The sequence below is a fragment of the Serratia sp. Sp408 genome (assembly GCF_057180665.1).
In genome coordinates this window covers 102,008-121,509 of record NZ_JBXUFT010000006.1, presented here as the reverse complement: position 1 = coordinate 121,509, position 19,502 = coordinate 102,008, and the positions used below count along the sequence as shown (strand labels likewise).

Here is a 19,502-nt window from a genome sequence, read left to right as displayed (position 1 = left end):
CAGGCAACGCGGCGACGGTGTCAATCCAGCGGGATATAGCTGAACCGCACGCGCTTTTTGGATATCAACCCGTGGCCATGCTGGCAGAAGTAATCCACCGCGCCACAGGCCTGCAAGGTTTGTAGCGGTTGACCGCAGTCCGGACAATTGGCCAACGGCTGATAGTTGCTGTTGCAGGCATCGCAATGAAAGTGACCATTGATCCAGCTCATTGGCTGACTGCATTGTGGGCAATATGCGTCCATGGTGTACTCCCGATTAAATCACGCCCCATGAGCGTAAAAAATAGATCCCCAACGCGGTGGTGAAGAAGGATCCGACGGTGGTAATGGCAATAATGTTCGCCGCCAGCGTGGCATTGCCACCCATGGCGCGCGTCATGACATAGCTGCCGGACGCGGTCGGGGTGGCGGAAAACAGGAAGATAATCCCCAGCGCCGCCCCCTGGAAGCCGCATAACCAGCCACCGAAGGTCATCAGCATCGGCACCACAAACAGTTTGGCCGACGACGCCAGCGCCGCAACGTTGGAGGAGCGGAACATGGCGCGCAGATCGAGGCTGGCACCGGTGCACAGCAACGCCAACGGCAGCGACAGTCCGGAGATATAGCTGCCGGTCTGGGTAATCACATGGGGAATGCCAAGCCCGGTTTGTGCATAGGCCAGGCCACACAGCAGGCCGATAATCAACGGGTTGGTGACAATGCCGCGCAGCAGGGCGAAATGGCTGATTTTCTTGTCCGGCCCGCCTTGCAAACTGCGCGTCAGGGTCACGACCGACAGCACGTTGAACAGGATCACCGTCACCGTCAGATACAGCGAGCCGAGCGCCACGCCTTGGTCGCCGTAGGCGGTCATCGCGTAGGCCAGTCCGACAATCGCAGTATTGGCGCGAAAACCGCCCTGCACGAATACCCCGCGTTCGCGTGGCTCCTTCACCAGCCAGATCGCGGCAATTTCCAACAGCAGGAAGGTGGCGACGGTGCCGATCGCGCCGTACAGCACCAATGACAGGTTGGCCAGGATTTGCGGATGGTTGGTCGCAATGCTGAAAAACAGCAGGCATGGCAGCGCCAGGTTGAATACCAGCCTGCTGGCGCCGTCGATCAGGCGATCGTCCATCAAGCGCCAGTGGCGTAGTAAAACACCCAGCAGCATCATCAATAAATTGGGTACGGTGACGTTAAACGCAAAACTCCAGGTTTCCCAGGACATGGTGTTCCTTCAAACTGACGCGATAATACACGGATAATAAAACGATTTTGTCGCAATTAAAAAGGGCGCGGTGTGTACCGCGCCCTGTTATCTGGCAAACTGCCGCTTATTTTTTGCCTTTCTTCAGATGGCTCAGCAAACGCTTACGCTTGCGCATCTGGTTTGGCGTCAGGGTGTTGCGCTTACCGGCAAACGGGTTCTCACCCTCTTTGAACTGAATGCGGATCGGCGTGCCCATCACGTTCAATGAACGACGGAAATAGTTCATCAGATAGCGTTTGTAAGAGTCGGACAGGTCGGCCACCTGGTTGCCGTGGATCACCACGATCGGCGGGTTATAGCCGCCGGCGTGGGCGTACTTCAGCTTGACACGACGGCCGCGGACCAACGGCGGCTGGTGATCTTCCGCCGCCATGTTCATGATCTTGGTCAGCATCGAGGTATTGACGCGACGGGTCGCGCACTCATAGGCTTCCTGCACCGATTCGAACAGGTTGCCGACGCCGCTGCCGTGCAGTGCCGAAATAAAGTGCACGCGGGCGAAATCGACGAAGCCCAGGCGCAGATCGAGCATCTCTTTCACGTGGTCGCGGTCTTCTTCGCTCATGCCGTCCCATTTGTTGACTGCAATCACCAGTGAGCGCCCACTATTGAGGATAAAGCCGAGCAGCGAGAGATCCTGATCCGAAATGCCTTCGCGTGCGTCAACCACCAGCAGCACCACGTTGGCGTCTTCAATGGCCTGCAACGTTTTGATGACCGAGAACTTTTCGACGGTTTCCGTTACCTTGCCGCGCTTGCGCACCCCGGCAGTGTCAATCAGCACGTATTCGCGCTCATCGCGTACCATCGGAATATAAATACTGTCACGGGTGGTGCCCGGCATGTCGTACACCACCACGCGCTCTTCACCGAGGATACGGTTGGTCAGCGTCGATTTACCGACGTTAGGACGCCCGACGATAGCCAGCTTGATCGGCAAATCCTGCGGATTGAAATCGTCTTCTGGCTCTTCAGCCAGCGCTTCGTCCGACAGTTCGCCTTGCTGTTCTGCCCAGTAAGCGGCATTGGCCTGTTCTTCGGTCAGTTCGACTTCCTGTTCTTTTTCAGGCAGGAATGGCACCAGTACGTGTTCGATCAACTGGGCTACGCCGCGGCCATGGGAAGCGGCAATCGGGTGCACGTCACCGAGGCCCAGCGAGAAGAAATCGGCGGTCGCCAGATCCGGATCCATGCCATCGGTCTTGTTGGCAACCAGGAAGGTGGCCTTGCGACGGCTGCGCAGGTGCTGTGCGATACCCTGATCCGCCGGCATCAGCCCGGCGCGGGCATCCACCATAAACAGCACGATGTCAGCTTCTTCGATCGCCAGCAGCGACTGCCCCGCCATGCGGGTTTCGACGCCGTCTTCGGTACCGTCGATACCGCCGGTATCGATGATGATAAATTCGTTACCCTCAACTTCAGCACGACCATACTTGCGGTCTCGCGTTAGCCCGGGGAAATCCGCCACCAGCGCATCGCGCGTATGTGTTAAACGGTTAAACAAGGTGGATTTACCCACATTCGGGCGCCCGACCAGCGCGACGACAGGTATCATTGTTGAAGCCTCATTACTTAATTATCAATGCGTTACCACGCAGCGGATAGACACCGACAACGCAGTTTATAAAAATACGAAACGGCCCCTGAACAGTCAGGAGCCGTTTTCCCCAACCCGAAAGCTTTCGGGTACAAGAAGGGTCGCGACGAGCGGCGTTAGCGGGTGAAAGCGTAAACCTTGCCGCCCTTCGCCTGAATCAGCAGTTTATCGCCGGCCACTAGCGGTGCTGACAGGAAACCGGAGCTGTCCACTTCCTGCTGGGCAACGAAGCGACCATCGGTGGTGTTCACCCAATGCAGATAGCCTTCGGAATCGCCGACCACCAGATAGCCATTATACATCACCGGTGGCGTCAGATTGCGGTGCAGCAGTTCGCTTTGCGTCCAGACGGTAACGCCGCCTTCGGTGCTCAATGCCACTACGCGATCGTTTTGATCAACCAGATAAATGCGACCCGCATCGACGATGAAATCATTTACCGAGCCCAGTTCACGCTTCCACATGATCTGGCCGGAACGCAGATCCAGCGCCGTCAGGTTGCCATTGTAACCCAATGCGTAAATAACGCCGTCAACAATCACCGGCGTGGTGTCGACGTCGTTCAGACGATCGATTTCCGTCGCGCCACTCGGCTGGGAAATACGCTGCTGCCAAATCAGCTGGCCTTGCTGCATCAGCACCGCGCTGACGCGGCCGTTGTCGCCGCCGACAATGGCAGCGCCAAATGCGGTCGCAGGCGCAGACTCACCGCGCAGCGACAGCGCCGGCATATCCAGGTTCACGGTCCATTTTACCGCGCCGTCGGCTTCATTCAATGCCTGCAACTGGCCGTTGCTGGTATGCACCAGCACCATGCCGTCGCTGACCACCGGACGGGAAATGGCTTCACCAGCCACTTTGGCCTGCCAGGCAATGGTGCCGTCGGCGGTATTCAGCGCGTAAACCTGCGCTTTTTCACTGCCTACGTACACTTTATCGCCGGTCACGGTCAGGCCGCCAGACAGCAGCGCCGAACGGTTACGTGACAGGAAGCCGGTCTTTTCGGACAGATCGACCTTCCATTTTTCGTTACCACTGTCGGCGTCCATCGCTTTCACGATGCCGTGACGATCGGCAGCATACACCGTGTTGTCCTGGTAGGCCGGACGCAGGTGCGAGTAATAGTCGCCAATGCCGTCGCCGACAGAGGTGCTCCACGCGCTGTTTGGCGTGAACTGATTTTCAACTTTTGGCAGCGGTGACATGGTGACCACGTCTTCTTCGCTGCTAAACAGCGAACAGCCACTCAGCAAGGCGACAGAAACCAGCCCGACCAAGAGTGTTTTACGCAATTGCATGGGAAATCCCCTTAGCTGGACAAGTTATTCAGCTTCATACGCAGCAGCAGCTGTAGCGTCTGAGAAGCGTTGGATTCAATACCTTTGCTGTAGGCTTCGCGTGCGCCTTTGGCATCGCCTTTCGCCAGCAGAACGTCACCGCGCAGATCCGCCTGTAACGCCGCCCAGCCTTCGCCTTTCACGCCGTCCAGCGTTTTCAGCGCTTCATCCAGCTTTTTTTCCTGCAGCTGAACGCGTGCCAGACGCAGATTGATCACCGACAGCAGATTGTCATCTTTTGCCTGCCCCTGCGCCACTATCAGCTGTTGCTCCGCTTTCGCTACGTCGTTTTGCTCAACGTAATGCTTCGCCAGCTCCAACGCGGCCATCACGCCGTAGTTATTGCCATTGGCCTGGATAAACTTCTCCGCAGCGGCGACGTCATCGGCCTTACCGGCGGCAAGCGCTTCGCTTGTCTGCTGGTAACTTTGCGACGCAGCCATCATGTTGGAGTTTTGGTTGCTTTGCCAGACACGCCAGCCAACCAGGGCACCAATACCGAGCACCACGCCCACCGCCAGCGCCTTGCCGTTTTCGGCAAAGAAGCGACGTACGGCGTCGACCTGTTCGTTTTCAGTGGTATAGACTTCCACGGTGTCCTTCTCCTTAACCTAACATCAAAGCCAGACGCGCCGCGAGTTCGCTTTGCGCCAGCGTTTCTTGTTCACCACTGCGCAGGTCCTTCACCACCACCTGCTGTGCCGCGACTTCGTTTTCGCCCAGGATCAAGGCGACGCGCGCGCCCCACTTGTCCGCCCGGGTGATCTGCTTTTTAAAGTTGCCGCCGCCGTAGTTAGTCATTAATTTCAGCTGTGGCGCGGCGTCACGCACCGCTTCAGCCAGACGCATTGCCGCGCTCTGCGTGCCGGCACCAGAAGAAATCACGTAAATATCAATGGTCGCCGGCGCCTTGAAGTCCGGGTTAACCGCCTGCACCAGCAGTACCAGACGTTCCAGCCCCATCGCGAAGCCCACCGCCGGCGTGGCACGGCCGCCCAGCTGTTCTACCAGGCCGTCGTAACGACCGCCTGCACAGACGGTGCCCTGCGCACCCAGACTGGAAGTAACCCACTCAAACACCGTACGGTTGTAATAATCCAGACCGCGCACCAGTCGCTCATTGATGGTATATGGGATACCCGCCAGCGTTAAAAGTTCACACAGGCCGTCGAAGTGGGCTTTGGAATCGGCATCCAGGTATTCGGACAGCCGCGGCGCGTCGTTCAGTAACGCCTGTACCTGCGGATTCTTCGAATCCAGCACCCGTAGCGGGTTGCTGTACATGCGGCGCTTGCAATCGTCGTCCAGCAGTTCGACGTGCTGTTCGAGGAACGCCACCAGCGCGTCACGGTAGTTGGCGCGCGCCTCCAGCGAACCGATGGAGTTCAGTTCAAGCTTGACGTGTTCGGCGATACCCAGCGCTTTCCACCAACGGGCGGTCAGCAGGATCAGCTCGGCGTCAACGTCCGGGCCCTGCAGGCCGAATACCTCGGCACCCAGCTGATGGAACTGGCGATAGCGGCCCTTTTGCGGACGCTCGTAACGGAACATCGGGCCGATGTACCACAGACGCTGTTCCTGATTGTACAGCAGACCGTGTTCGATGCCGGCGCGCACGCAGCCCGCGGTGCCTTCCGGGCGCAACGTCAGGCTTTCACCGTTGCGGTCATCGAAGGTATACATCTCTTTTTCCACGACGTCGGTAACCTCACCGATCGCGCGTTTGAATAACGGGGTCTGCTCTACAATCGGCAACCGGATTTCGCTGTAACCGTAGCTGCCCAGCACCTGTTTCAGGGTGCCTTCAATACGCTGCCATAATGCCGTATCTTCCGGCAGGTAGTCGTTCATGCCGCGAATGGCTTGAATGTTCTTTGCCACGTGAGTTCTCTGTCCGTTTTATATAAAAATGAACCCGATTATAGGGACTTTACCCTACGCTGTTCAACGTGGAAGCGCCCCCGGGTTCATGAGTGAGCGGGCCAAACAGGCCCGCCCTACCTATAATGCTTATTTTTCCAGCAGATTGACGCTGATGCGATTGCCTTGATCCATCATCGCCGCCTTGGCGCGAATCTTCGCTTCCAGCTGATCGATCATCTGCTCGTTATCAAAGCGTTCTTTCTGGCGCACACCGTCTTCATAGAAGCCGCTTTTCTTATGGCCACCGGTAACGCCCATGGTCGAAACCAGCGCTTCGCCCGGACCATTCACCACACAACCGATAATGGACACATCCATCGGGGTGATGATGTCTTCGAGACGTTGTTCCAGTGCGTTCACCGTACCGATCACGTCAAATTCCTGGCGGGAACAGGTCGGACAGGCAATGAAGTTGATACCGCGAGCGCGAATGCGCAGCGACTTCAGAATATCGAAGCCAACTTTCACTTCTTCGACCGGATCCGCCGCCAACGAAATACGCAGCGTATCGCCGATGCCTTCCGACAGCAGCAGACCGAGGCCGATCGCCGACTTGACCGATCCACTGCGTGCGCCGCCGGCTTCGGTAATGCCGAGGTGCAGCGGCTGGTCGATACGCGATGCCAGCAAACGGTAGGATTGTACTGCCAGGAACACGTCGGACGCCTTGACGCTGACCTTGAACTGGTCAAAGTTCAAGCGGTCGAGGATGTCCACGTGGCGCATTGCCGATTCGAGTAACGCTTCCGGCGTCGGCTCACCGTATTTTTCCTGCAGGTCTTTTTCCAGCGAGCCGCCGTTGACGCCAATGCGGATCGGGATGTTTTTATCACGCGCGCAATCCACTACCGAGCGGATACGCGATTCGTTGCCGATATTGCCGGGGTTGATGCGCAGGCAGTCAACGCCGTATTCGGCGACCTGCAAGGCAATGCGGTAATCAAAATGGATGTCGGCAACCAGCGGTACATTGACCTGCTGCTTGATCAGCTTGAACGCCTCGGCGGCATCCATGGTAGGGACGGAAACTCGCACGATATCGACGCCGACGCGTTCCAGCGCCCTGATCTGATTAACCGTGGCTTCTACGTCGGTGGTACGGGTGTTGGTCATCGATTGCACGGCAATCGGTGCGCCATCGCCAATTGGCACCTTGCCGACGTAAATGCGTGTAGATTTGCGACGGGTTATGGGTGCTTGGTTATGCATCACTTACTCTCCATTGCTGCTCATGCGCAAAGACACCAGCCGCGCAATTACTGCGCGGCAACGGTCAGACGAGCAACACGGTTTGACTTAACAAACCGGCTTAGATCGACCGGTTTACCTTGATATTGAATCTGTACTGCAGCCGGCGCGCCAATGGTCAGTTTGTAAGGCGCTGTGCCGGTCAGGTTCAGCTTGCCACCGCTTTTTTGCGTGCCGCTGAACAGCGTTTTGCCGCTGGCGTCGGTCACCTGCAGCCAGCAATCGGCAGAAAAGTCCATGACCAGCGCGTTAGGATCGGCTGCTGGCGCTGCCACGCCGGCATCGGCGGTTGGCAACGGCGCATCTGCCGCCGGTGCGTTGGCTGCCGGCGCCGCGTCAGGAATACTCGCCTGGCTTGGTGAAACCACCGCCGGTTGCTGCGTGTTATCGGTGCCGGTTGCCGCTGGCGCCGTTGGCGTCGCTGGCACCGCCGGCGCGGGATCGATCGCCAGTGGAGCGGAGTTGCCGTCCACCGGCACGCTGCCGCTCTCGGCGTTGTTGTCGATCAACGGTACCGATTGACCTTCATTGTTTTGAGACAGCTGGGCAGAGGACTGATCGGCCATGGTGGCGATTTCGTCCTGCTGCGCCTTGTGGTTTTGCCACCACCAGGCGCCGGTCAAGCCAATCACCACAAACAGGATCAGCCAGGTAAAGCTCATCAGCCAACCATCGCGCTTTTTACGGCGCTTGCCCAGCGAGAAGCTTTGCATCGGCGCCACTTTGGCCGCCTTGATTGGCGCCTGCTTGGCCAGTATCGGCAGCAGCTCATCCTCTGGCAAATGCACCAGCTTGGCGTAGGAGCGAATATAACCACGGGCGAAGGTCGAAGCCAGATCGGCCGCAAGGTTGTCTTCTTCGATATCGCGCACGGTCGACATTTTGAGACACAGGCGTTCTGCCACCGCCTGCTGGCTCAGCCCGAGTTGTTCGCGGGCTTGACGCAGGCGCTGGCCTGTCGTCATGGATACGGTTTTATCTTGGGAGGCTTCAGTATTCATTAGCTAAGAACTGCTGGTGCTGTTTGGATTGTGGAAAACTTCGCGCTAGCTGCCTGCCATAGCGTTGAACGCTATCCTGACGGCCGGCTAACGCGGCGAAACGAATCTGTAACCATAAACTGTCGGCACTGGCCGGCAGAACGTGCTGATAAACATCTAACAAAAGCTGCGACTGCGCACGTTTCCCTGCTCCAAATTGCTTTTCTGCCTCAACCAACAGCGGCGTGCCCTTATCTGGATCGGCCTTCAGCGCGCGCGTTAACAACCTGCGCGCTTTATCGTTCTGACCCGCCCTCAGGAAGCAGTAACCGGCGTTTTCCAGACTGTCGGCAACCTGGCCGTAGTCAGGGGCCGATGCAGCCGCGCTAAACCGCTGTTGTGCAGGTACATACTGCCCTAAACTGCAAAGAAACGCACCGTAATTATTCAACACGCTACCGTTGCCGGGCGCCAGCTGCAGTGCCCGCTGGTAGCGCTGCTCGGCAGCGCTGTTATCGCCCACACGTTGTTCATACAACGCCATGGCCAACTGCGTCCGGTAATCCTGCGGTGCCGCGTTTGCCGCTTTTTGCAGATTCTGCTGCGCGGCGTCCAAATCGCCCTGCTGCAAATAGGCAAGACCCAGTTGCAAACGCGTCTGCCCCGCTACCGTTGCCGCGCCGTTTTCCGGCGCCGCCCCTGAACAGCCGGCCAACAGCCCAGCAGCCAGCAATAATCCCCATGCGGTCAGCTTCATGCTCAACGGTATGTCCTTATCCGGCGTTAGCCGACGGCCTGAGGAGGTAATGCTCACATAACAGGCTGTTAGTTAACAGAAATCACCCTATGGGATTCAGACCGCCCGCACGTTGATAGGTTCCCCGGCCATTTTCTTTTTCAGGGTACGCTTGGTACGGTCGATCACTTCTCCCGCCAACTGCCCGCAGGCGGCATCGATATCATCGCCACGGGTTTTACGAACAATAGTCGTAAAGCCGTATTCCATCAACACTTTGGAAAAACGATCGACGCGGCTGTTGGAGCTGCGGCCGTAGGGTGCGCCCGGGAACGGGTTCCAGGGGATCAGGTTGATCTTGCACGGCGTATCCTTCAGCACTTCCGCCAACTGATGCGCGTCGTCGGTGCTGTCGTTGATGTGATCAAGCATGACATATTCCACCGTCACCCGCCCCTGATTGGCGTTGGATTTTTCCAGATAGCGGCGCACCGAGGACAGGAAGGTTTCGATGTTGTATTTGCGGTTGATCGGCACGATCTCGTCGCGGATGGTGTCGTTTGGCGCGTGCAGCGAGATCGCCAACGCGACGTCTATCATGTCGCCCAGCTTGTCCAGCGCCGGCACCACGCCGGAGGTAGACAGCGTGACGCGGCGCTTCGACAGACCGAAACCAAAATCGTCCAGCATGATTTCCATCGCCGGTACTACGTTGTTCAGGTTGAGCAGAGGCTCGCCCATGCCCATCATCACCACGTTGGTGATCGGACGCTGGCCGGTCACCTTCTGTGCGCCGATGATTTTTGCCGCACGCCAGACCTGACCGATAATTTCCGACACCCGCAGGTTGCGGTTGAAGCCTTGCTGCGCCGTCGAACAGAATTTGCATTCCAGCGCGCAACCTACCTGAGAGGATACGCACAGGGTCGCGCGGTCGGCTTCCGGGATATACACGGTTTCGACCTGCTGATCGCCCACCTTGATCGCCCACTTGATGGTGCCATCGGCTGAACGCTGCTCTTCGGCCACTTCCGGCGCACGAATTTCGGCAATGCTCTGCAGCTTGTTGCGCAGGACCTTGTTGATATCGGTCATCTGCTCAAAATCGTCGCAGCAATAGTGATACATCCACTTCATCACCTGATCGGCGCGGAACGGTTTTTCACCCAGTTCGGCAAAAAACTCGCGCAGCTGCTGGCGGTTCAGATCCAGCAGGTTAATTTTGGCCGTAGCCGGTTGTTCCGTTTTAACGGATTGAGTAGTCAGCGAATTATTTTCAGACACGATGTGCTCGGACGTGATGGGTTCTAACATAATGATCTCTGGCCTCGTTATTACACGTTATGGCGCTAAAGAATGGAAAGTAAGTTGTGCACTCAGCCCGCTAAAATTCAGGCTGACGGCACGATGCCCACTGGTTTTCACGCAGCGGCCAACGATGCGGCGGCGAGAAAGACACAGGGTAAAAGCGCGCCCCTGACAAGTCGTCTCATCAGGGGCGCGGCATTGTACAAATTTTAGTAGCGGCTTTCCATGGCTGGAAGGCATTCAGGGCATTTTTATTGTTTCAGCCGGTGAATGCGTACCTGCGCCATGCAAACCTGAACGCATAATACCCAATGATTTCACGCGGTAGCCAAGCGGCTACAGCGTGAAAGACCACCCGGATTAGCGTGCGCAGATTTCGCTTTCGTTGAAGAAATAAGCGATTTCACGCGCAGCAGATTCCGCAGAATCAGAACCGTGCACCGCGTTGGCGGTAAAGCTGTCAGCATAGTCGGCACGCAGAGTACCGGCCAGCGCGTTGTCCGGGTTGGTTGCGCCCATGATGTCACGGTTGCGCTGGATGGCGTTTTCCGCTTCCAGAACCTGAACCATGATTGGACCAGAAGTCATAAACTCAACCAGACCGTCAAAGAATGGACGGCCTTTGTGCTCGGCGTAGAAGCCTTCAGCTTGCTCGCGAGTCAGTTTCAGCATTTTTGCAGCGATGATCTTGAAGCCCGCACGCTCGAAACGCGCGTAGATAGCGCCGATGTCGTTGTTTGCTACGGAGTTTGGTTTAACGATGGAAAAGGTACGTTCTACGGTCATGATGGCCTCTGTCTAACTTCCAATATAAGCCGGACTAAAATATAGCGTGCCGGCTTTCTCAAGTGGCGCAGATTATATGTGTGCTGTTAACGCTTGCCTACGGGAAAATCAACATTTTATTAAAAAAATATGACCCATTGCGCAAGAAACCCGCGCATTCCCAGCGCGGTACGTCTGATACCGTCGACGGCGATCGGCCAGCGCTACGGCGTCTTATCGGTAGAAGGAATGATATTACGCAGCCAACTGCCCCAGCGACGTTGATAGAACGGCTGAGTGTGCGTTATCAGATAATGGCTTACGCCGCGCTCCTGCTCCGACACCAGGCAGAAATCCACCGGTTCATCTGCCGGCAAGGTTTCGCTGGCGACGCTGCCGGCCTCCTGGATCAGCGCCTCAATCGCCGCCGGTTCGCCATCGACCTCCAGCCCCACCAGCAGATTGGGCTTTTCATCAACGGCGCGGTCGTGCATCAACGCCAGAAATGCCCGTCGCACCGGCTTGCGCTGGCTGAACAGCGTGGTTAACGCATCCACCATCGCCGCCGGGTAATCGTCCGGTTGTCCAAGCAGGATCTGGCTGTCTTTGTCGACGTAGTGCTCCACCGGCTTGACCACGCCACCGGTTGCCAACAGCGTCGCCACTTCTTCCGGGTAGAACTCTTTGCCGTACTCCGCCTTCGGATTAAGGAACAGCTCGGCGCCCTGGGTAATTTCGAACAGCACGCGCGCCGGCATGGCGATAAACGGCTGCTGGCCTTCTACCGCCTTTTGCAGCGTGGCAAGCGAAGAGAAGAACGGCACAATGCTGCTGCCGTCCTGCTTTTCCCAATGCTGGATATTCACCGGCGTGTCGGCATTCAGGGCAATCTCGCCTTCCTGCTGCACCTGCTCGCTGTCGCCGAGAATATAAATCGTCGAATCCAGCAGTTCGCGGAAAAAGGACGGCCGATGCGCCGGTTCGCTTACCGCCAGTTTCAGCAGCCGTTCGAGTTCGTTTTCGCCGGCCACGGCATCGTGATGATGGGAACTCATTGTCTACTCCAATGATAAAGGGCTCAGCATGCTGAACCCTTGGCGTATTGATTCTCAACCAACGTTATTTGGCTTTACTCAACAACAGGTTGGCAACGGTGCGCACACCCAGCCCGGTGGCACCGGCCGACCACTGATCCACCGCACCTTTACGGTAGGTAGCAGAACAGTCGATGTGCAGCCAGCCCTGCTGATAATGCTGGACAAAGTGCGACAGGAAAGCGGCGGCAGTGCTGGCACCGGCGCTGTACGCCGCACCGGCCACGTTGTTCAATTCGGCGAAGTTAGACGGCAACTGGCTGCGGTGGAATTCGGCCAGCGGCAGGCGCCAGAACGGCTCGTGTTCAGCCTCGGCGCTGGTCAGCAGTTCTTGGGCCAACGCGTCGTCAAAGCTGAACAACGCGTGGTAGTCATTACCCAGCGCGGTTTTCGCCGCACCGGTCAGCGTCGCGCAATCGACGATCAGCGTCGGATTCTGTTGTGAAGCGTCGATCAGGCCGTCGGCCAGCACCAGACGCCCTTCGGCATCGGTATTCATCACTTCAACGGTTTTGCCATTGCGATAATGAATGATATCGCCCAGCTTGAAGGCATTACCGCTGACCATATTGTCGGCGCAGCACAGATACAGTTTCACCCGCTTATCAAGCCCACGCGCCACGGCCAGCGCCAGCGCGCCAGTCACGGTGGCTGCGCCGCCCATATCGGATTTCATCGAATCCATAAACGCGCTTTGCTTCAGGCTGTAACCGCCAGTATCAAAGGTGATGCCCTTGCCCACCAGACAGGCGAATACCGGCGCGTCCGGATTGCCGGTCGGGTTGTAGTCCAGCGCCAGCAGTACCGGCGGGCGCTCGGAACCGCGGCCAACGGTGTGAATGCCGTGATAGTTCTGCTCACGCAGATCTTCGCCTTTGGTGATGCGATAGCTGACGGCATCGCAACCGACGTCGCACAGCAGGTCGACGGCACGGGTCGCCAATTGCTCCGGCCCCAGATTCTCTGCCGGCATGTTGATGGTGTCGCGTACCCAGTCGATGATTTTCAGCCGCAGATCCAGTTCGTTGCGATCGGCCGGCGACAGTTCCGCCCACTCCACGCTGCGCTGACCTTTCGGGCCGCGAAATCCTTGCCAGAATGCCCAGCTTTGCTCCAGCCCCCAACCGTCGCCGGACAGTTTGACGCGCTTCACGCCCTGGCCGTCAATTTTGCGCGCCGCACGCTGGATGGCGTTCAGTTCGGCTGCGCCGCTCAGATGGATAGTCATGCCTTCGCTGTTGGTGCTCAGCAGCGCCTTTTCTCCCCAGCGCGCGTCAGCAGGGGCGTGGGACAGGGTAATGTGCATAGTTTCAGTTGTCATCGCCTACTCCGTATATGCTTTATACGCGTCATACTTCACGTGACAGGTGTGTTGGCTGTGCTCAGTCACCCGGATCACTTGCCGATGGAAGTTGATCGGGATTTCTTCCCTTGCCGTCTTCCTGCCACACGAATTATGTAGGGTATATGCGTTCTTATTAGTCGGATACAAAATAAACGGGCCGCCCATGGCAGCCCGTTACGCTATTAGTCGCTAGTCTGCTTCATCTAACCAGACCAGCAGGATCGCTTCCAGTATTTTTTCGTTGGAAGCCTGCGGATCGTCGTCAAACTCTTCGAGATCGCAAATCCACTGGTGCAGGTCGGTAAAACGCACGGTTTTCGGATCGGTGTCCGGATATGCGTCATACAGGGCTTCGCCGATTTCCCGGCTATCGGTCCACTTCAGTGCCATTATTTCCTTCCTCTTACTCAGCGCTATCCTCTGGAGTTCAAGCTGCCGCCAATGACGCTAGCGCTTGAAAGACAACGGATATCAATGTTCGCGTGCGTGGTTGACGGTATAACGCGGCATCTCGACCACCAGATCCTCGTCGGCGACCAGCGCCTGACAGCTCAGGCGGCTTTCCGGCTCCAGTCCCCAGGCTTTGTCCAGCATGTCGTCTTCCAGCTCGCTGCTTTCTTCCAGCGAATCGAACCCTTCACGCACGATGCAGTGACAGGTCGTGCAGGCGCAGGATTTCTCACAGGCGTGCTCGATATCGATACCGTTGCGCAGCGCGACGTCGAGAATCGATTCCCCTTCGCGGGCTTCCAACACTGCCCCCTCCGGGCATAAATCTTGATGGGGCAGGAAAACAATTTTAGGCATGGTTAAACCTCATCCACAGAATGGCCAGCCAGCGCCCGGCGAATGGAAGCATCCATGCGGCGCGCGGCAAAATCTTGCGTAGTTGCATCTAATGTCTTGATTGCCGCTTCGATAGCAGCGGGATCGGTGCCCTGCACCGCCTGTTGCAAAGCCGCCACGGCGCTGTCGATTGCCAGGCGTTCCTCGTCGTCGAGTAGCGCTGCATCGGTCGCCAACGCGCCTTGCAGACTTTCCAGCACCCTTGACGCTTCAACCCGTTGTTCAGCCAGCATGCGCGCGCTGACATCGCTGTGCGCATGGGCCATCGAATCCTTGATCATGCCGGCAATTTCGGCGTCAGACAGCCCGTAGGACGGCTTGACCTGAATCGACGCCTCGACGCCGGTAGATTTTTCCATGGCGGTGACGCTCAGCAGCCCGTCGGCATCCACCTGGAAAGTGACGCGGATATGCGCGCCGCCGGCCGGTAACGGCGGCAGGCCACGCAGCGTAAAGCGGGCCAGCGAGCGACAGTCCTGCACCAGTTCGCGTTCGCCTTGCAGCACATGGATCATCATCGCGCTCTGGCCGTCTTTAAAGGTGGTAAACTCCTGCGCACGCGCCACCGGAATGGTGGTGTTACGCGGGATCACCTTCTCCACCAGACCGCCCATGGTTTCCAGCCCCAGCGACAGCGGGATCACGTCCAGCAGCAGCATTTCGCTGTCCGGCTTGTTGCCGACCAGAATATCCGCCTGAATCGCCGCGCCGATCGCCACCACTTTATCCGGATCGATCGAGGTCAGCGGCGTACGGCCAAAGTAGGCGCCGACCTGTTCGCGTACCAACGGCACGCGGGTCGAGCCGCCAACCATCACCACTTCCAGCACCTGGTCAGCCGTCACGCCGGCGTCTTTCAATGCCCGGCGGCAGGCCATCAGCGTACGCTTCACCAGCGTGGCGATCAGCGCTTCGAAGCGTTGACGACTCACCTCACCGCGCCAGCCGGCTACCTCAACGGCCACCGAATCGGCCTCGCTGAGGGCAATCTTGGCCTTGATGGCGGCGTCCAGCAGTTGGCGCTGCACACCGTGGTCACTGCGATCGGCAATGCCGGCCTGCTCGCGCAGCCAGTCTGCCAGCAGGTGGTCGAAATCATCGCCGCCGAGCGCGGAGTCGCCGCCGGTGGCCAACACTTCGAACACCCCGCGGCTCAAGCGCAGAATGGAAATATCAAAGGTACCGCCGCCCAGATCGTAAACCGCGATCACCCCTTCCTGCCCGGAGTCCAGGCCGTAGGCGATTGCTGCCGCCGTCGGCTCGTTGAGCAGACGCAGCACGTGCAGGCCGGCCAGACGCGCGGCGTCTTTGGTGCCCTGGCGCTGTGCGTCGTCGAAATAGGCAGGAACGGTGATCACCACGCCATCCAGCTCGCCGTCAAGCGCCTGCTGCGCGCGCGCGCCCAGCGCCTTGAGAATGTCGGCAGAGACGCCAACCGGGTTGAGCAGACCGCCTGCGGTAACCATCATCGGCAAGCCATTGTCGCTGGCCTGGAACTGGTACGGCAGGTTCGGGTAACGCTGCTGCACGTCGGCCAGAGAGCGGCCCATCATGCGTTTGACCGAACTGATGGTATTGGCCGGATCCTGCGCCGCCTGTGCGCGTGCCGCCCAGCCTACGCTGTGGCCAGCGGCAGCATAATGCACCACGGAAGGCAACAGATGGCGATTGTCGGCATCGGGCAGCGTTTCCGCCTGCCCGCTGCGCACCGTGGCAACCAGCGAATTGGTGGTGCCAAGATCGATGCCGGCAGCCAGACGCCGCTGGTGTGGCGCGGCGCTGAGGCCGGGCTCACTGATTTGTAATAAGGCCATATTGAGCTTCCAAAATGAAAAGAATTACTCAAAACCCAGCAGTTTTTCTTCGAGTTGTTCAACCTGTTGCTGGAGTTTGTCCAAGAAACGCAGTTTGCGTACCGTATCGGCGGCGTCGGTCCACTGCTGAGCGTCCAGCTGCTGTACCATCTGCGCGCTGCGCTGCTGGCAGGCATCGTTCAGACGCCCGGCAAACGCCGCCAATGCGTTTTCGTCCGCCTGGCGTTCTATCGCATCGAGCTCTTCGCGCAGCTCCAGCTGTTCCATCAGGAAAGCGGTGTCGCGCAGGGTGTGTTGCTCGTTGCCCAAGTCAAAACCGTGCAAAGATAGCATATACTCCGCGCGTTTTAACGGGTGCTTCAGCGTTTGGTAGGCTTCATTGATGGTCGCCGCCTGCTGCAACGCCATCAGGCGTTCACGCTCTGGCTGGCTGGCAAAACGGTCGGGATGGAATTGGCGTTGCAGATCCTGATAGCGGGATGCAAGCAGGCTGCCGTCCACGGGATAGCGAACTGGCAGCCCGAATAAAGTAAAGTAATCCATAGCGTGCTCTGGGCGTTATCGTGATGGTTTAGGTTCCCCCGCGACGCGAGCGGGGGAGCATCTCATCAAACCGCAAGTGAGTAGCGGAGGAACACGATGGACTGTCAGACGTTAAAACTTTCGCCGCAGCCGCACTCGTTTGAGACATTCGGGTTGTTGAACTTGAAGCCTTCGTTCAGGCCTTCCTTAACGAAGTCAAGCTCGGTGCCGTCAAGGTAGACCAGGCTCTTGCCGTCAATGATCACCTTAACGCCTTTGTCTTCGAAAATGACATCATCGTCATTGGTTTCGTCAACAAATTCCAGCACATACGCCATCCCGGAACAACCAGAGGTACGCACCCCTAGGCGCAGGCCGAGACCTTTGCCGCGGTGGTCCAAAAATGCCTGGACGCGTTGCGCAGCGCTGTCGCTCATAGTAATCGACATAACAACCTCACACTCAATTACCCGCCTGGCTTAAGGCCGCCGCCAGTTTGGCCACGGCCCCGAGGTTCAACGGGTAGATAACTCAAAGATAATCACTTGGCGCCGTGCTTGCTCTTATAGTCGGCAATCGCTGCTTTGATGGCGTCTTCCGCCAGGATCGAGCAGTGGATCTTGACCGGTGGCAACTCCAGCTCTTCGGCAATCTGGGTATTCTTGATCGACTCGGCCTGCTCCAGGGATTTGCCCTTCATCCATTCAGTGACCAGCGAGCTGGACGCGATGGCGGAACCGCAGCCGTAGGTTTTGAAGCGTGCGTCTTCGATAATGCCGGCGTCGTTGACCTTGATCTGCAGTTTCATTACGTCACCACAGGCCGGTGCACCCACCATGCCGCTGCCTACGCTAGGATCTTCGTTGTCAAAGGATCCCACGTTGCGCGGGTTTTCGTAGTGATCGATTACTTTTTCGCTGTAAGCCATGACTTTGCTCCTGAATCCGATGAATTAATGGTGTGACCATTCGATGCTGTTGATATCCACGCCCTGTTTGAACATCTCCCACAGCGGGGAAAGATCGCGCAGACGGCCGATGGAGTTGCGAACCAGCTGAATGGTGTAGTCGATCTCTTCTTCGGTGGTAAAACGCCCCAGAGAGAAGCGGATCGAGCTGTGTGCCAATTCATCGCTCATGCCCAACGCACGCAGCACATAGGAAGGTTCCAGGCTGGCAGAGGTACAGGCGGAGCCGGAGGAAACGGCCAGGTCTTTCAATGCCATGATCAGCGATTCACCTTCAACGTAGTTGAAGCTGACATTGAGGATATTAGGTGCACCCTGCTCCAGTGAGCCGTTCAGGTAGACTTCTTCCATATCCTTCACGCCGTTCCACAGACGGTCACGCAATACGCGCAGACGCGCCATTTCGCTGTCCATTTCTTCTTTGGCGATACGGTAGGCTTCGCCCATACCGACGATCTGGTGCACTGGCAGCGTACCGGAACGCATGCCGCGCTCGTGACCGCCACCATGGATTTGCGCTTCGATACGGATACGCGGCTTGCGGCGCACATACAGCGCACCAATGCCCTTCGGCCCGTAGATTTTGTGACCGGAGAAGGACATCAGGTCAACTTTCAACTGGCTCAGATCGATAGGCAGTTTGCCCACGCTCTGAGTCGCATCAACGTGGTAGATGATACCGCGCGCACGGCACATTTCGCCGATGGTGGCGATATCCTGCACCACACCGATTTCGTTGTTCACGTGCATGATGGACACCAGAATGGTGTCGTCGCGCATGGCGGCTTCGAGCTCTTTCAGATCGATGATGCCATTGCTCTGCGGCGCCAGGTAGGTAACTTCAAACCCTTCGCGCTCCAGCTGACGACAGGTGTCCAGCACGGCTTTATGTTCGGTTTTGCTGGTGATGACGTGCTTGCCTTTCTTTTGGTAGAAATTGGCAGCGCCTTTAATCGCCAGGTTGTCGGATTCGGTTGCCCCTGAAGTGAACACGATTTCGCGCGGGTCAGCGCCAACCAGTTCAGCAATTTGGTTACGGGCGATATCTACCGCTTCTTCCGCCTGCCACCCGAAACGGTGGGAACGGGAAGCCGGGTTACCGAAAGTACCGTCCAGGGTCAAAAACTGCATCATTTTCTCGGCAACGCGCGGATCGACCGGCGTCGTTGCTGAGTAGTCCAGATAAATCGGTAATTTCATTGCTCTTGTGCTCCGTACATCACTTCCAAAAACAAAAATACGTATCGCCAGCTGCTTATGCGCGCAGATTAACGTTAATGGTTTCTTGCAGACGACCGTTGGCCGTGCGGCGCGTATCGTTATTCTGACGGTCTGCCACATCCAGCACTTCCTGGTTGTTCACCAGTTCGGCCAGCGTAATGTTGTTCAAGAACCCGCTGATGCGCTCGCTCAGATCGCGCCACAGGGTGTGCGTCAGACAGCGATCGCCGCCCTGACAGCCTTCCTTGCCCTGACAACGGGTTGCATCTACCGATTCATCGACGGCAGTAATCACCGCGCCAACGGCGATTTCAGCCGCGTCTTTACCCAGCAGATAACCGCCGCCCGGACCACGCACGCTGGCCACCAGGCCATTCTTGCGCAGACGGGAGAACAATTGTTCCAGATAAGAGAGCGAAATACCCTGACGTTCTGAAATATCCGCCAGAGGAACGGGCCCTTCCTGAGAATGCAATGCCACGTCGAGCATAGCGGTTACGGCATAACGGCCTTTGGATGTCAGTCTCATAGCTAAGTGG

Annotated in this window: 21 protein-coding genes; all 21 read right to left on the bottom strand. The window is 57.6% G+C overall.

Translation table 11 applies throughout. The features are described from left to right. Positions 1 to 20: 20 nt before the first annotated feature. Positions 21 to 245, bottom strand: coding sequence for a zinc ribbon domain-containing protein (locus AC2AXP_RS17500; RefSeq protein ID WP_004959690.1), 225 nt, complete (start codon positions 243 to 245; stop codon positions 21 to 23). Positions 246 to 258: 13 nt separating this feature from the next. After that, the gene (locus AC2AXP_RS17495; protein WP_004959688.1) at positions 259 to 1,215 is read right to left on the bottom strand and encodes an AEC family transporter; all 957 of its coding nucleotides are present in this window, start codon (positions 1,213 to 1,215) and stop codon (positions 259 to 261) included. 106 nt (positions 1,216 to 1,321) lie between these two features. Beyond that, on the bottom strand, positions 1,322 to 2,815 hold the full coding sequence (gene der, locus AC2AXP_RS17490) for a ribosome biogenesis GTPase Der (RefSeq protein ID WP_004959685.1): 1,494 nt from the start codon (positions 2,813 to 2,815) through the stop codon (positions 1,322 to 1,324). A gap of 158 nt (positions 2,816 to 2,973) precedes the next feature. After that, positions 2,974 to 4,155, bottom strand: coding sequence for an outer membrane protein assembly factor BamB (bamB, locus tag AC2AXP_RS17485; protein WP_004959682.1), 1,182 nt, complete (start codon positions 4,153 to 4,155; stop codon positions 2,974 to 2,976). 11 nt (positions 4,156 to 4,166) lie between these two features. Next, positions 4,167 to 4,787 carry a YfgM family protein gene (locus AC2AXP_RS17480; RefSeq protein ID WP_004959680.1) on the bottom strand — a complete coding sequence of 207 codons (621 nt, stop codon included), beginning with the start codon at positions 4,785 to 4,787 and terminating at the stop codon, positions 4,167 to 4,169. Between the two features lie 13 nt (positions 4,788 to 4,800). Next, the gene (gene hisS / locus AC2AXP_RS17475; protein ID WP_004959677.1) at positions 4,801 to 6,075 is read right to left on the bottom strand and encodes a histidine--tRNA ligase; all 1,275 of its coding nucleotides are present in this window, start codon (positions 6,073 to 6,075) and stop codon (positions 4,801 to 4,803) included. 129 nt (positions 6,076 to 6,204) lie between these two features. After that, positions 6,205 to 7,326, bottom strand: coding sequence for a flavodoxin-dependent (E)-4-hydroxy-3-methylbut-2-enyl-diphosphate synthase (gene ispG, locus AC2AXP_RS17470; protein ID WP_004959672.1), 1,122 nt, complete (start codon positions 7,324 to 7,326; stop codon positions 6,205 to 6,207). Between the two features lie 47 nt (positions 7,327 to 7,373). Then, positions 7,374 to 8,366, bottom strand: a complete 993-nt coding sequence (gene rodZ / locus AC2AXP_RS17465; protein ID WP_004959669.1) for a cytoskeleton protein RodZ — start codon at positions 8,364 to 8,366, stop codon at positions 7,374 to 7,376. Next, a complete protein-coding gene (gene pilW / locus AC2AXP_RS17460; protein WP_004959667.1) occupies positions 8,356 to 9,102 on the bottom strand; it encodes a type IV pilus biogenesis/stability protein PilW in 747 nt (248 codons plus the stop codon). Before pilW ends, rodZ begins: the two co-directional genes overlap by 11 nt. A 96-nt stretch (positions 9,103 to 9,198) precedes the next feature. Beyond that, a complete protein-coding gene (rlmN, locus tag AC2AXP_RS17455) occupies positions 9,199 to 10,395 on the bottom strand; it encodes a dual-specificity RNA methyltransferase RlmN (protein WP_004959664.1) in 1,197 nt (398 codons plus the stop codon). A 354-nt stretch (positions 10,396 to 10,749) separates the two neighbouring features. Beyond that, the gene (gene ndk, locus AC2AXP_RS17450; protein ID WP_004959658.1) at positions 10,750 to 11,175 is read right to left on the bottom strand and encodes a nucleoside-diphosphate kinase; all 426 of its coding nucleotides are present in this window, start codon (positions 11,173 to 11,175) and stop codon (positions 10,750 to 10,752) included. 203 nt (positions 11,176 to 11,378) lie between these two features. Continuing rightward, on the bottom strand, positions 11,379 to 12,209 hold the full coding sequence (gene sseB, locus AC2AXP_RS17445) for an enhanced serine sensitivity protein SseB (protein WP_004959656.1): 831 nt from the start codon (positions 12,207 to 12,209) through the stop codon (positions 11,379 to 11,381). A 64-nt stretch (positions 12,210 to 12,273) separates the two neighbouring features. Further along, positions 12,274 to 13,569 (bottom strand): aminopeptidase PepB, encoded by a 1,296-nt coding sequence (gene pepB / locus AC2AXP_RS17440; RefSeq protein WP_004959651.1) that lies wholly within the window; start codon positions 13,567 to 13,569, stop codon positions 12,274 to 12,276. Positions 13,570 to 13,782: 213 nt separating this feature from the next. After that, on the bottom strand, positions 13,783 to 13,983 hold the full coding sequence (gene iscX / locus AC2AXP_RS17435) for a Fe-S cluster assembly protein IscX (protein WP_004959645.1): 201 nt from the start codon (positions 13,981 to 13,983) through the stop codon (positions 13,783 to 13,785). An 81-nt stretch (positions 13,984 to 14,064) separates the two neighbouring features. Next, positions 14,065 to 14,400: an ISC system 2Fe-2S type ferredoxin gene (fdx, locus tag AC2AXP_RS17430; protein WP_004959643.1), complete on the bottom strand. Its 336-nt coding sequence runs from the start codon at positions 14,398 to 14,400 to the stop codon at positions 14,065 to 14,067. A gap of 2 nt (positions 14,401 to 14,402) precedes the next feature. Continuing rightward, positions 14,403 to 16,253 carry a Fe-S protein assembly chaperone HscA gene (gene hscA / locus AC2AXP_RS17425; protein ID WP_484381834.1) on the bottom strand — a complete coding sequence of 617 codons (1,851 nt, stop codon included), beginning with the start codon at positions 16,251 to 16,253 and terminating at the stop codon, positions 14,403 to 14,405. Between the two features lie 24 nt (positions 16,254 to 16,277). Beyond that, a complete protein-coding gene (hscB, locus tag AC2AXP_RS17420; RefSeq protein WP_004959639.1) occupies positions 16,278 to 16,796 on the bottom strand; it encodes a co-chaperone HscB in 519 nt (172 codons plus the stop codon). Between the two features lie 104 nt (positions 16,797 to 16,900). Then, positions 16,901 to 17,224: an iron-sulfur cluster assembly protein IscA gene (gene iscA / locus AC2AXP_RS17415; RefSeq protein WP_004959636.1), complete on the bottom strand. Its 324-nt coding sequence runs from the start codon at positions 17,222 to 17,224 to the stop codon at positions 16,901 to 16,903. 92 nt (positions 17,225 to 17,316) lie between these two features. After that, complete coding sequence (iscU, locus tag AC2AXP_RS17410; RefSeq protein WP_004959632.1) at positions 17,317 to 17,703, bottom strand: Fe-S cluster assembly scaffold IscU; 387 nt, start codon at positions 17,701 to 17,703, stop codon at positions 17,317 to 17,319. Between the two features lie 24 nt (positions 17,704 to 17,727). Continuing rightward, positions 17,728 to 18,942 (bottom strand): cysteine desulfurase, encoded by a 1,215-nt coding sequence (iscS, locus tag AC2AXP_RS17405; protein ID WP_004959628.1) that lies wholly within the window; start codon positions 18,940 to 18,942, stop codon positions 17,728 to 17,730. A gap of 55 nt (positions 18,943 to 18,997) precedes the next feature. Continuing rightward, on the bottom strand, positions 18,998 to 19,492 hold the full coding sequence (gene iscR, locus AC2AXP_RS17400) for a Fe-S cluster assembly transcriptional regulator IscR (protein WP_039991839.1): 495 nt from the start codon (positions 19,490 to 19,492) through the stop codon (positions 18,998 to 19,000). Positions 19,493 to 19,502 lie beyond the last annotated feature (10 nt).

Excerpts from the sequence above, each read along its gene's own strand:
- AC2AXP_RS17500 (WP_004959690.1), bottom strand. The coding sequence starts at position 245 with ATGGACGCATATTGCCCACAATGCAGTCAGCCAATGAGCTGGATCAAT.
- AC2AXP_RS17495 (WP_004959688.1), bottom strand. The coding sequence starts at position 1,215 with ATGTCCTGGGAAACCTGGAGTTTTGCGTTTAACGTCACCGTACCCAAT.
- pilW (WP_004959667.1), bottom strand. The coding sequence starts at position 9,102 with ATGAAGCTGACCGCATGGGGATTATTGCTGGCTGCTGGGCTGTTGGCC.
- der (WP_004959685.1), bottom strand. The coding sequence starts at position 2,815 with ATGATACCTGTCGTCGCGCTGGTCGGGCGCCCGAATGTGGGTAAATCC.
- hscA (WP_484381834.1), bottom strand. The coding sequence starts at position 16,253 with ATGGCCTTATTACAAATCAGTGAGCCCGGCCTCAGCGCCGCGCCACAC.
- rlmN (WP_004959664.1), bottom strand. The coding sequence starts at position 10,395 with ATGTTAGAACCCATCACGTCCGAGCACATCGTGTCTGAAAATAATTCG.
- fdx (WP_004959643.1), bottom strand. The coding sequence starts at position 14,400 with ATGCCTAAAATTGTTTTCCTGCCCCATCAAGATTTATGCCCGGAGGGG.
- iscA (WP_004959636.1), bottom strand. The coding sequence starts at position 17,224 with ATGTCGATTACTATGAGCGACAGCGCTGCGCAACGCGTCCAGGCATTT.
- pepB (WP_004959651.1), bottom strand. The coding sequence starts at position 13,569 with ATGACAACTGAAACTATGCACATTACCCTGTCCCACGCCCCTGCTGAC.
- iscS (WP_004959628.1), bottom strand. The coding sequence starts at position 18,942 with ATGAAATTACCGATTTATCTGGACTACTCAGCAACGACGCCGGTCGAT.
- hscB (WP_004959639.1), bottom strand. The coding sequence starts at position 16,796 with ATGGATTACTTTACTTTATTCGGGCTGCCAGTTCGCTATCCCGTGGAC.
- rodZ (WP_004959669.1), bottom strand. The coding sequence starts at position 8,366 with ATGAATACTGAAGCCTCCCAAGATAAAACCGTATCCATGACGACAGGC.
- ispG (WP_004959672.1), bottom strand. The coding sequence starts at position 7,326 with ATGCATAACCAAGCACCCATAACCCGTCGCAAATCTACACGCATTTAC.
- ndk (WP_004959658.1), bottom strand. The coding sequence starts at position 11,175 with ATGACCGTAGAACGTACCTTTTCCATCGTTAAACCAAACTCCGTAGCA.
- bamB (WP_004959682.1), bottom strand. The coding sequence starts at position 4,155 with ATGCAATTGCGTAAAACACTCTTGGTCGGGCTGGTTTCTGTCGCCTTG.
- iscX (WP_004959645.1), bottom strand. The coding sequence starts at position 13,983 with ATGGCACTGAAGTGGACCGATAGCCGGGAAATCGGCGAAGCCCTGTAT.
- sseB (WP_004959656.1), bottom strand. The coding sequence starts at position 12,209 with ATGAGTTCCCATCATCACGATGCCGTGGCCGGCGAAAACGAACTCGAA.
- iscR (WP_039991839.1), bottom strand. The coding sequence starts at position 19,492 with ATGAGACTGACATCCAAAGGCCGTTATGCCGTAACCGCTATGCTCGAC.
- iscU (WP_004959632.1), bottom strand. The coding sequence starts at position 17,703 with ATGGCTTACAGCGAAAAAGTAATCGATCACTACGAAAACCCGCGCAAC.